Annotated in this window: 9 protein-coding genes; 6 read left to right on the top strand and 3 right to left on the bottom strand. The window is 41.6% G+C overall.

All coding sequences use genetic code 11. The annotated features are described in order from the left end of the window. Nucleotides 1–440: 440 nt before the first annotated feature. Nucleotides 441–1,019, bottom strand: a complete 579-nt coding sequence (locus CGB83_RS15295) for a TetR/AcrR family transcriptional regulator (RefSeq protein WP_100076585.1) — start codon at nucleotides 1,017–1,019, stop codon at nucleotides 441–443. Nucleotides 1,020–1,505: 486 nt separating this feature from the next. Here CGB83_RS15295 and clpB point away from each other — a divergent pair, with 486 nt between their 5' ends. The 6 genes from clpB (at nucleotide 1,506) to CGB83_RS15265 (ending at nucleotide 8,159) form a co-directional block, all read left to right on the top strand. Then, nucleotides 1,506–4,100: an ATP-dependent chaperone ClpB gene (gene clpB, locus CGB83_RS15290; protein WP_100076584.1), complete on the top strand. Its 2,595-nt coding sequence runs from the start codon at nucleotides 1,506–1,508 to the stop codon at nucleotides 4,098–4,100. Nucleotides 4,101–4,352: 252 nt separating this feature from the next. Continuing rightward, nucleotides 4,353–4,898, top strand: a complete 546-nt coding sequence (locus CGB83_RS15285; protein WP_100076583.1) for a hypothetical protein — start codon at nucleotides 4,353–4,355, stop codon at nucleotides 4,896–4,898. A gap of 34 nt (nucleotides 4,899–4,932) precedes the next feature. Then, on the top strand, nucleotides 4,933–5,580 hold the full coding sequence (locus CGB83_RS15280; protein WP_100076582.1) for a hypothetical protein: 648 nt from the start codon (nucleotides 4,933–4,935) through the stop codon (nucleotides 5,578–5,580). Continuing rightward, the gene (locus CGB83_RS15275) at nucleotides 5,559–6,338 is read left to right on the top strand and encodes a sensor histidine kinase (RefSeq protein WP_100076581.1); all 780 of its coding nucleotides are present in this window, start codon (nucleotides 5,559–5,561) and stop codon (nucleotides 6,336–6,338) included. The genes CGB83_RS15280 and CGB83_RS15275 overlap by 22 nt, the downstream gene beginning before the upstream one ends. A 2-nt stretch (nucleotides 6,339–6,340) precedes the next feature. Then, nucleotides 6,341–6,982: a response regulator transcription factor gene (locus tag CGB83_RS15270; protein WP_100076580.1), complete on the top strand. Its 642-nt coding sequence runs from the start codon at nucleotides 6,341–6,343 to the stop codon at nucleotides 6,980–6,982. A gap of 181 nt (nucleotides 6,983–7,163) precedes the next feature. Next, nucleotides 7,164–8,159, top strand: coding sequence for a zinc metalloprotease (locus CGB83_RS15265; protein ID WP_100076579.1), 996 nt, complete (start codon nucleotides 7,164–7,166; stop codon nucleotides 8,157–8,159). A 54-nt stretch (nucleotides 8,160–8,213) separates the two neighbouring features. On the opposite strand, the gene CGB83_RS15260 is transcribed toward CGB83_RS15265, so the two are convergent. Beyond that, nucleotides 8,214–10,079, bottom strand: a complete 1,866-nt coding sequence (locus tag CGB83_RS15260) for a M1 family metallopeptidase (protein ID WP_100076578.1) — start codon at nucleotides 10,077–10,079, stop codon at nucleotides 8,214–8,216. Between the two features lie 96 nt (nucleotides 10,080–10,175). After that, nucleotides 10,176–12,548, bottom strand: a complete 2,373-nt coding sequence (locus tag CGB83_RS15255) for an outer membrane beta-barrel family protein (RefSeq protein ID WP_100076577.1) — start codon at nucleotides 12,546–12,548, stop codon at nucleotides 10,176–10,178. Nucleotides 12,549–12,614: the final 66 nt, after the last annotated feature.

The raw sequence follows: 12,614 nt of genomic DNA, 5'->3' as shown, positions 1-12,614 counted from the left end.
TTCGTCATGTGGGACTTTTACGACTCTGGAAGATGAGATTTAACACATAAGAAACATGAGATTTTTAGGGTAAGCTTTGCGCATATTTTAGCGCATATGAGAAATAAAATCTTTGATTTTATCGGTATTGCATTAAACCGTACGGTCGCGAAGCCATGTTATTATCTATGAAACTTAAAGAAGCCTATTGAAGAATTTTAACCGCAAAAGTGACAAAAGATATGCATGCTGTATAATGAAGTCGATTACAAAATGTACAGAAGCTCACAAAAGCTTTAAAAAATCTTTGATTTTTTTCTGATGTGCTCTAAAAATATCTTCAGCCTATTCTAAATTCTCTCTGTGACTTATGTGTTAAAGTAAACACCATCTGGGAAAATCCATATCATCTATGGGAAAATAAAAAACAGCCGGTGGCTGAGCGGGGTCGAAGTCAGCTTTTAAACATTACGTTTTCCCAAAAGCCCAAATAAAATCTTATCCCGTATTTCATCAGTGATCTCCGTGGTGGATTCTGTGTTCCTTTTGAACCAGAAATAGGAATTGTTGAGGGTGTGAAGGATAAACCTTGTGGTAAAAGACGGTGACCGGAGTTCCCACTGCTCAGCGGCATAAATATCAGAGATCATCTGCTCAACTTCCTGCTGGTAGTTCTTCCTCAGCTCCACAAACTCAGGAAGCCGTTCTTCAAGGTGCTTCCATTCATTGGAATAAATATGCGTTACATCCCTGTTCTGAAGGACAACGGATAAATGCTTTTCAATAAACAGGTTCAGTTTTTCCTGTGGAGGGATCTCCCTGTTTTTTACCTGCTGAAGCTCATCGAAAAATTTCTGTGCAATCCCGAAACAGATCCACTCCAGGATTTCTTCCTTGGAACGGATGTGCGCATACAGGGAAGCAGCCTTGATATTCAGGCGTGTCGCAAGATCACGCACAGAGCTTCCCATATACCCTTTCTCCTTGAAAAGTTCTACGGCAACGTCTAATATTTTCTTTTGTTTCTCTTTAAGTTCCATCAGTAAAACACAAAAGTACTTATTTTGATTGTAAAACAGGATTTTGAAAATATGATTTTTAATGGTCTTCCTATCCTCATAGAATCCAAATCAACACCTTTCTCAGATACGTTGGGTTTCCGGCATTCTTCTTTGGAATGTAAGGCAGATATATCTTACTAACTATCATTCTCATCAAATCCTCATTCCAATACTGCAAATATCCGATGACGATTGTTCCGGAATTTTTTATTCAAAATCAGGTAATCGGAAATTTTGTCAAGCCATTTTAAGTGTAAAAATACAAATTCCGGAAATTTTGTCCATATTTTTTAAAAAATCAACAATAGAATACTTTTTGCGATATAGCTCCCGAATTAAATGATTGAATACGATGGAAGGACATCAGAATTTAGGTATCAGTTTTAAAATTAACATTAATTCACAGGCTTATGGTCTGAAATCTGATGTCTCACATCTATCATTTTAACGCAAAAACAAACGGATATGAATTTGAACCAATATACTGTAAAATCACAGGAAGCCATCCAGGCTGCGCAACAGGTAGCCATGGAATTCGGCAACCAGAGCATTGAGCCTCAACATCTTCTTGAAGGTATTTTTCAGGTGGATGAAAATATTTCGCCGTTCCTGTTAAAGAAATCTGAAGCAGATGCTGCTTTGGTCAGGGAACGCAACCGTGAAAATCTGGAGAAATTGGCAAAGGTGCAGGGAGGAAATATTTATCTTTCCCAGTCAGCAAATAAAGTGTTGCTGGACGCCCCTAACATTGCCAAGAAAATGGGTGATGAATATGTAACCATAGAGCATTTATGGCTCTCCCTTATAGAGACCAGCTCAGAGGTTTCAAAAATGCTCAAGGATATGGGCGTTACCAGAAGCCTTCTGGAAGGCGGAATCAAAGAATTAAGAAAAGGGAGCAAGGCTACTTCTGCAAGTTCGGAAGAAACCTATCAGTCCCTGAATAAATATGCCAAGAACTTCAATGAATTGGCTGCAGAAGGAAAGCTTGATCCGGTAATCGGCCGAGATGAAGAGATCCGGAGAGTTCTGCAGATCCTTTCGAGAAGAACCAAAAATAACCCGATCCTGATCGGTGAACCAGGTGTGGGTAAAACCGCTATTGCTGAAGGGATTGCCCACAGGATCATCAGTGGCGACGTTCCTGAAAACCTGATGGATAAAACCCTGTATTCCCTGGATATGGGAGCTTTGATCGCCGGGGCTAAATACAAAGGTGAATTTGAAGAAAGGTTAAAGTCGGTGGTTAACGAGGTGATCAAATCAGACGGGCAGATCATCCTCTTCATCGATGAGATCCACACGTTGGTCGGAGCCGGAGGCGGTGAAGGCGCCATGGATGCTGCCAACATTCTGAAACCTGCTTTAGCAAGAGGTGAACTACGAGCCATTGGTGCCACCACTTTAAATGAATACCAGAAATATTTCGAAAAAGATAAAGCCTTAGAAAGACGTTTCCAAAAAGTGATGGTGGAAGAACCGGATACCGAATCTGCGATTTCCATTCTTCGTGGAATCAAGGATAAGTACGAGGCACACCACAAGGTAAGAATTAAAGACGAGGCGATCATTGCTGCGGTAGAAATGTCCCAACGATATATCTCCGACCGTTTCCTGCCGGATAAGGCGATTGACCTGATCGATGAAGCTTCCGCCAAACTGAGAATGGAAATTAATTCCAAGCCGGAAGAGCTGGATGTCCTTGACCGCAGGCTGATGCAGCTGGAAATTGAGCTGGCCGCGATCTCAAGAGAAGGCAACCAGACTAAAATCGACCATTTAAAAGAGGATATTGCCCGGATTTCCGAGCAGAGAAATGAGATCAACGCCAAATGGCTGAAGGAAAAACAGAAATCTGAGGATTTAACCCAGATTAAAAAAGATATCGAATCCCTGAAACTGGAAGCAGAAAGGGCTTCAAGAGCCGGAGACTACGCTAAAGTAGCGGAAATCCAGTATGGAAAACTGCGTGAGAAAGAGGATGAGCTTTCCAAGCTTGAGCTTGAAATGCAGAATCATCAGAATGAACTGATCAAGGAAGAAGTTACTTCTGAGAATATTTCCGAGGTGATTGCTAAATGGACCGGAATTCCGGTGACCAAACTGTTGCAGTCCGAAAGGGAAAAACTGCTGAACCTGGAAACGGAACTTCACCACAGGGTTGTAGGACAGGACGAAGCCATTACAGCAGTTGCTGATGCCATCAGAAGAAACAGGGCCGGACTGAGTGACGATAAAAAACCGATCGGATCATTCCTGTTCCTGGGAACTACCGGGGTCGGAAAGACCGAGCTGGCCAAAGCCTTAGCGGAGTTCCTGTTTGATGATGAAAACAACATGACTCGGATCGATATGAGCGAATATCAGGAACGCCATAGTGTTTCCAGATTGGTGGGCGCTCCTCCGGGATATGTAGGTTATGATGAAGGCGGACAATTAACAGAAGCTGTAAGAAGAAGACCGTATTCCGTAGTCCTTCTGGATGAAATTGAAAAAGCGCATCCGGATGTTTTCAACACCTTACTTCAGGTTCTGGATGACGGACGCCTGACTGACAATAAAGGAAGAATGGTAAATTTCAAAAACTCGATCATCATTATGACGTCGAATTTAGGTTCGCACCTGATCCAGGAAAATTTTGAAAAGATTACCGATGAAAACCAGGATGAAATTGTTGATACAACGAAAGACCAGGTCTTTGACTTGCTGAAACAGACGTTGCGTCCGGAATTCCTGAACAGGATTGATGAAGTGGTACTGTTCCAGCCTTTAAGGAAAAAAGAGATCGGAAAAATCGTAACCTATCAATTAAGAGGGTTCAATGAAATGCTTTCCAAACGCAACATCATCATGACTGCGACCCAGGATGCCGTAGATTACCTGATGAATAAAGGATACGACCCGGCGTTCGGAGCAAGGCCGCTGAAAAGAGTCATCCAGCAGGAAGTCCTGAATAGGCTGTCCAGAGAGATCCTTGCCGGCAAAGTGAATGACGGAGACCGCATCACACTGGATTATTTCGAAGAAACCGGGCTGGTATTCAGACCCGCAGAATTATAAGTAGTTTTTTTTCATATATATTATTTTTGTAAGTAAGTGCTGCAGATTGTAGTCTGCGGCACTTATTTTACGCTTGTAGGGGATCATAACAGGCCTTCTGCTCCCTCCGTGAATCACACAGGTCTTCATCCGTAAAAACCCGGATGCGGTATAGGGGAAAATACCTAGACTTTAAGATAAAAAAATTACGACATTTGCCAAAAACCAAAACTAAATAATAAACACTAAATATTAACTTTTTAAACTGACATTATGGACACAAATTCAAATGGCCTGAATACGAATTCAGGACCGAACACATTACCACACAATTTTATTAAAAGCCTTATTGACAATTACAAGAACAATCAATTGGTTTCAATAAACAACGATCAGAACATCAGTGATTCACACTCTATTCATTTTGATCTGGCAGTATTGAAAAAATTCATTTCTGATATTGAAATTGAAACCAAAAAAGTATTGCCTACCGTAACTACTCAGCAACTTGGAGTAAGAATGTATTATGCAGCATATCCTGATACCAATCATTGGTCTATGACAGACGGACAGTCTATCCCTGACAATTATGCCGCAAAACATACGCTGGTTATGATTCCTACGTTAAAGATGGCTGATGAACAGGGACAGATTCTTAATTATGATTTTAACCCGATTAATCCTGTTACCTATAATGCAAATGCAGATATCACGGCCAGCTCTACAGGATCAGGATCCGGAAATGTTTCAACGGACATTGTAGCACAGAATCACGGTGGATTGATTCCTCCCGGACCAACTAAAGTTGAAAAATTCTAAGCTTAATTTTTTAAAAGACTTTTAAATTACACTAATGACCGATTTCCAGAAAATAGCTTTTGATTTGATGTATTGGACAGAAGGATTATCCGCTGCCGTGGCAATTCTTTTCTATAACCGGATCAAAAATCAGTATTGGAAATATTTTGCCTTTTACCTTATTCTTATTTTCATCTGTGAATCAATAGGAAAATGGGGAGGAGAATTGATCCCGTACAACAAAATTGCATTCTACAATTATTTTGTAATTCCGCTACAGTTTATATTCTTTTACTGGCTGTATGCAGCAAAATCATTCAATAAAGAAAAGCTGTTTTTTGGATTATCGGCATTATACCTTTTATCTTTTATACCCAGTGAGCTTGTTTTCTTCAGGGATAAGATTATGTTTTCACTCAACTATACTTTAGGATGCCTTATACTCATGATTTTGGTGATCATGGAATATTACAAACAGATTAATTCAGCAGATATTCTTAATTTTAATAAAAATAAAATGTTTTATATAAATTTAGGAGTAACTTTGTTTTATATAGGCACCTTACCTTTCTGGACTTTCCTGGATTTTATAGGGGAATACAGAAGGCTTTATAATATTTACTTTTCGTATTTTTTAATTACAGGCGTCATTATGTATGTATTATTTTCAATTTCTTTTATATGGGGAAAACAGAGTTCTTAATCATTCTTATTCTGTTTAATACATTTTTTGTTCTTTTCGTAGTGGGCGCTATTGTCTACATCAAACAATACCAGCAGCGGAAAAAAGAGCACCTCAAAGAAATTGAAATTAAAAACGAAGTCCATAAACGCGAGCTGCTGGCCACACAGGTGGAAATACAGCAGGCCACCATGCAGCAGATCGGGCGTGAACTCCATGACAATATCGGACAAAAACTTACCCTGGTAAGCCTCTATACGCAACAGCTGCTTTATGAGGACCGTGTCCCCGAAGTAAGCGAAAGGATTGACCAGGTTTCGCAGATCATCAATCAGTCATTACAGGATCTGAGGAGCCTTTCGAAGACGCTTACGGATGACAATATCAACCAGAAAGAAATCTTAACCCTGATTCAAGAGGAAGTAGACAATACCAATGCCTTTAAAAGATGCCAGATTCACTTTGATCATAATGTGGAGCATCTGGATTTAGGCTTTGTTCATAAAAACATGCTGCTGAGGATTACTCAGGAATTCATCCAGAATAGCCTTAAACATGCGCACTGTGAAAATATTTTCATCCGCCTCACGACCTCCGATGAGAATCTCTGGTCACTTACACTTAAGGATGACGGTACTGGTTTTGACACTTCCCAGACGCTTTCCAACGGAATCGGACTGACCAATATGAAAAACAGGGCCGGGATCATCGGTGCTGATTTCAACCTGGAAAGCACAGCTGATGCAGGCACAACCCTAACTATGACCTTAAAGAGATAACCATGAAGAAGACTATTGTACTTGTTGACGACCATATCCTTATTTCCAAAGCCCTGGAAGGCATTATCGGGAACTTTGCGGATTTTGAAGTGATTTACAGCGCGGAAAACGGTAAAGACCTGATCCAGAAATTTGAACAGAACAGCCAGATCCCTGATATCATCCTCCTGGACATCAGCATGCCGATCATGGATGGCTTTGAAACCGTACTATGGCTGCGGGAACACCATCCGGGAATAAAAGTCATGGCACTCAGCATGCAGGGAGATGATGCGAGCGTGATCAGGATGATCCGTAACGGTGCTAAAGGCTACCTGCTGAAAAATACCCATCCCAAAGAACTGGAAACCGCATTGATCAACCTGAGCCGAGACGGATTTTTCTATCCGGAATGGGCCTCGAAAATTATCATGTCCAGCCTGACCGACACCAATACCCCAGAAAGTCCTGTAAGGATTTCCGACCGGGAAAAAGAGCTGCTGAGATATACCGTAACCGAACTCAGTTACAAGGAAATTGCAGACCGGATGAAATGCAGCCCGCGAACGGTAGAAACTTACCGTGATCAGCTTTGTGAAAAACTGGGAGTCAAAACCCGTGTAGGGCTAGCCGTATTTGCCCTCAAGAATGGTTTTGCGGAATAACCTTCATTACATTTCAAAGAAAAAATTGCGGCTGGAAACCGAACTTGCCTGCCTCATCTTTAAATTCCAATTTCAAACTGTTATTGACTGAATAGTAAAAATAATTCATCAAACTTATGATTTGCTTGTGTATTAAATTGTAATATGCTAATTTCATCAACACAATACAAAATATATATTTATGAAAAAACTACTATTAGGAGCTCTTATGCTGGGCTTCATGTCTGCCTGTAACAGCGACAACATTGCAAACCAACACGAACAATCAGACAATTTAGTTTCCCCAACCGGAGGTTCAGCCCTTCAGAGAGGCTGTGCTTCTGAAGAAGTGAGAAAAATTGCCCTTCAGAACAGTCCTGAGTTGAGGCAGCGTTTTTCTGCTTTGGAAGCACAGACCGAAAAATTTGAAAACGACCTTAAGCTGGGAAAAGTTTTGTCAGACGGAAGTGTAGAAATTCCGGTAGTGGTGAATGTCCTGTACAGGACTTCTTCAGAAAATCTTTCCGACTCAAGGATTGCTGAACAGATTGCAGTTCTGAATGCAGATTATGCAGGAACCAACAGTGATGTTTCTAAGATCCCTTCAGAATTTCAAAGTGTAAAATCCGGAGACGTGAAAGTAAAGTTCAGGCTTGCTAATACGGTAAGAAAATCAACTACCAAAACCAGCTGGAGCACCAATGATGCCATGAAAAGATCTTCCAGCGGAGGGATTGATGCGACAAGCCCTTCCAATTATCTTAATATCTGGGTGGTAGGAAATATGGGGCAAATCCTGGGCTATGCCACTTTCCCTGAATCTGCAGGAATGTGGAATGACGGCGTAGTGATTGCTGCACCGTATTTCGGAAAAACCGGTGCTTCTTCACCATTCAACCTGGGAAGAACAGCCACTCATGAGGTAGGTCATTACCTGAACCTGCGCCATATCTGGGGCGATGCCAACTGCGGAAATGACCTGGTAGCTGACACCCCTACACAGACAGGAGCCAATTCCGGTAAGCCAAACTATCCTTTATACAATACCTGCAGCGGAGTACAGAGGTCCGTTATGTTCATGAACTATATGGATTATGTGGACGATGCCGCGATGTTCATGTTCTCAGCCGGACAAAGAACAAGAATGCAGTCAGTAGTAGCTTCTTCGGGACCAAGATCAGGATTGAGATTGTACTAGACCATCTTTCTTAGATAAAAAGAACAGGCTGCCCGGTTGGGCAGCCTGTTCTTTTTAAAGGCTTTTTGTATTATCAGCCGGAGTATAATCCATAAAGATCCCCCCGTCGATGGTTACTGATTTTATTTTTTTGCTTACAGGAACCGTGAGGTAAGTCTGTTTCTCATCTTTCTCCCACAGTGCCGGAGAAAAATGCAGTTTCTCTGTGGTGTTGTCAGTATAGGTAAGAATGGCATCAAAAGGAATGGCAAAACCTCCTACATTTTCAATGCTAACCCTGAGCAGATCATTATTCTGGGAAACCTCCCTGATTTTAAGATCGATATAATTATTGGTGTAAAACCAGTTTTCAAAGAACCAGTTCAGGTTTTTCCCTGAACCTGTACTCATAGAATTGAAATAATCCCAGGGAACCGGGTGTTTCCCGTTCCAGTTGTTCATATAATGATGTAATGCCTTCTTGAACAATGCATCGCCGAGATAATCTTTTAAAGCGAGATAAGAAAGGGACGCCTTTACATAAGAATTATTGCCATAGCCGGCTCCGCTTACCTGTGTGCTCATGGTAATGATCGGCTGATCCTGTTCTGCAGACGGATCATTGATCCACCTTTTCACCCTGAAATTCTTGTAAAATTCTTTTGCTTTTGCTTCTCCGTTCTCATCAATCCCGATCAGGTATTCCAGTGTGGTTGCCCATCCTTCATCCATGTAGGCATACCGTGTTTCATTGATTCCCATATAGAATGGGAAATAGGTATGGGCAATTTCATGGTCGGCTGTCAGTCTCGCATCCTGGAAATCATCAGGGATACTGGTATCATTAATCATCATCGGATATTCCATATCTGCATATCCCTGAACGGCAGTCATCACGTTATAAGGATATTCCACTCCGGGCCAGTTTTTGGAAAACCAGTCCAGGTTGTACTGCATCCATTCGGTATAATGCTCAAAATCTTTAGCACCTGCCCTGTAGGCAGCCTGCACGCTGGCGCGCTTGGTTTTAAGCTGAACACTGGAACCGTCCCAAACATAATGGTTGCTGACTGCAAAACAGAAATCCGGAATATGGCCGGCCCTGAATTTCCAGACATTCCATTTATTCCCGCGGGTCACTTTACCGGATTTCATTTCCTTTTCACTGGCAATATGAATGATTTTATCGCTCTTCAACGAAGCCTTATACCTCTTCAGAAATTCAGGCTGCAGCACTGCATCCGGATTCAGGAATTCACCGGTTGCCCAGACCACATAATTTCTGGGAACGGCAATTGCAAAAGTGTAATCATTAAAGTCATTATAAAATTCCTGACGGTCCGAATGCGGGATCATATCCCAGCCGTTATAATCATCGTATACGGAAATTCTCGGATAGGAATAGGCTACATAAAAGGTTTCAGGATCTATCTGTCCTTCCCTGCCGCTCTGTACGGAAAGCGGGTACTCCCATTCAATCTTTATCTCCGCCCTGGATTTCGCCTTAATTGCTGAATGAAGTTTTACTTTTTCAACGGTACCCCAGTCGTCACTGTTTACCGTATATTTTTCACCGTTTACTGTAAGTGACCTGATGTGAAGTCCCGAAGATAAGAAGTCTTTGGAAACAAAGCCGGATCTCGGAGCCTGAGGCTTATGAAGGTTATTGACAAACCGGATCGCGAGATCGTTCAGGTCATCCGGACTGTTATTGCTGTAGACAATCGTTTCTTTTCCTGAAACGGTTTTTGAATCTGCATCCACTTTGACTTCAACATTATATACCCCTTTGTTCTGCCAGTAGTTTTTTCCGGGAGCACCGGATGTATCGCGGGTTCCGTTTTCATAGGCCTTCTTGATATTTCGTGGCATGTACAGCTCCTGGGCAGAGATATGATACCATGAAACAGCCACCAGCAAACCGGATAGAAATCGCTTCATATTGATTTTAATTTTAACTTCAAAAATAAGAAAATGTAAGATCAAAACGTGGATTAATGATGATAATATTCTTTAAAAAAAAGGAATATGCCAACCCTACAGCCGGTCCTGCTCATCTGTTTTCTTGATGCTCTTTACATTTTTTACCGACTGGTTTCCGAAGTTGTATTTTAACGACACAGTGATACCCTGGGTATCCCGGTAATCCAGAAAGTAATTATCCTGGTTGGCATACCGGGTACTTATTTTTTCGGTCGTACTCCTGAAGAGATCATTAAAGATGAGACCCGCTTCCAGCTTTTTGCTTAAAAACTTCCTGTTCATCACCAGGTAGGCAGACCATGAAGATGAAATCCTGAAGGTTCCTTGTATTGAAGGGGAATTGTATCTGTGGCCGACTTCCAGATTCCAGTCACTGCTTTTATCAATTTTGAATGAAGTGGAAACATCAGATACCCAGTTCAGGACTTTGTTTTTATACAATGCCTGATCGGTACCGATGAAATAATTTTCATTGTGTTCCAGGTTCTCAGAAAACACCACGCTCCACCACGGCAATACCTGAAGGTTTTTATACAGGCTCAGTCCGTAGGCCTGCCCTTTTTCGATATTGGTAAAATGATAGATCAGGCTTTTGGTTGCCGGTTCCTGAAAAGAGATTTCCATGGACGGATACAGTTCTTTGCGGTAATACAATTCCAGGTTCCATTCTTTCCAGGCATACGTAAAATTAAAGTTATGGACTATAGTGGCTTTCAGGTTCGGGTCACCCTGGAAATAAGAAAACAGGTTATAATAGGATTTGGCAGGATTCAGCCAGGAATAGGTAGGCCTGCTGATCCTTTTGCCATACGAAAGTCCGAATTCATGCTTCCCTTCTGTGGTATATTGAATATACATCGTAGGAAACAGACTCCAGTAATAATTTTCATTGGTCTGTGAAGGTTCTGAAACAATGCCTTCCAGATCTGTCATTTCGGTCCTTAACCCTCCTTTGAAGCTCCACTTCCCCAACTGATATGAAAGTGATGAATAGGCGGCAAAATTATGTTCCCTATAGTTAAAAATACTGCTTTCATCGGGCCTGTACTGAAGCTGACCATTCTGATTATCTGAAAAATCAAGATGGCTGGATGTTTTTACAAAGCTGTATTTAACACCTGTTTCAAGGTCGAAGCTTTTGCTTTTCCAGCGATAATCCAGCTGTGTGGAGTATAGCTGTACATCATTCCTATTATCATTAACGAAATTAATCTCTGCGGGCGGCTGACCGGCAAAATTCAGATGAGTAAGGACATTCTGTGCTTTAAGGGAATTGTTGGCCGTAAAATAACTAATCCAGGTAAGGCTGCTTTTTTCACTGAGCTTACGGTCAGCCTGGAGGCTGACAGAATGATTGGAAGTCCGGGAATGATGGTCATTAATCGTCAGATAATCAGATACTGCAATATCCTGGCTGTTATAAATCAGGGTTGGGACATGATAGATCCCGGAAGACTCGGGATTAAAGTACCCTGAATAATTCAGGCTGACACTGGTAAGGCTGTCAACTTCATATTCAGCGTTCAGGTTGATGGTATTCTGGTCTCTTTTCCGGTCTTTCCTGTTCATCGTGCTGATCCATCGGGTCTGATCTTCCTGATAACTAACATAATCGGTGCCTTCACGGTAATATGTTCCGGTCCCGTAATAATAGGCAGCCATAAGGGAAAGCTTATTCTTTTTGTAGTACTGTGAAAGTCCTGTATTCCCCTTTGCATATTGTGTCTGAATGTATTTGGACGACAGGATCCCTCTGTATCCTTCCACTTTATTTTTTTTCATAATGATGTTCAGTACTGCACTTCCCTGCGCCTCATATTTTGCCGGAGGATTGGTGATGACCTCTACCGATCTGATGTCATCGCCCTGTGTATTCTCCAGAAAGGCCTTCATCTCGTCACCACTCATCATGATCTTTTTATCATTAATCGTAACAAGGATTCCGGTACTGCCTTTTACGGCAAGAACATCATTGTTAGCAGTTACATTCGGGGTTTTCTTTAAAATTTCCCAGGCATTCAGCGATGAAATATTGCTGTTTTCCACATTGAATTCGAGACGGTCGACTTTCCTTTTTACCACCGGCTTCTTCTGAGACAGTGTCACCGCTTCTATCACCTGTTCATTTTTCTTCAGGGTCAATAGAAGGTCAGGTTCAGGCTTTTCCAGGTCCACAACTTTCTCGAGTCTTCCATAATCCCCTGTAGCAATGACCAGTTTTACAGACGGTCCGGAAAAACCTTCCAGTATAAATATCCCCCCTGCTCCGGTCAGAATGGTTCCTATTCTCTGATGATCCGGATTATAAACTTCCACAGGAATTCCAGAAAGTACTGTATGGTCTGAAGACATAACAGTACCATGAATTTTTTGTTTCTGCCCCCACATGAGAACCGGAAAACACAGCAGTAAAAAATATTTGTACATGATTTTATTTTTTTGAATGAGGTGAAAAGACCTTTCCTGCTGTAAAATTCATTATTGCCAAGGGAA

The organism is Chryseobacterium camelliae (assembly GCF_002770595.1).
In the GTDB taxonomy this organism is placed as follows: domain Bacteria; phylum Bacteroidota; class Bacteroidia; order Flavobacteriales; family Weeksellaceae; genus Chryseobacterium; species Chryseobacterium camelliae.
The sequence above is the reverse complement of the archived record's forward strand: the minus strand, read 5'-3'. Positions and strand labels throughout refer to the sequence as shown.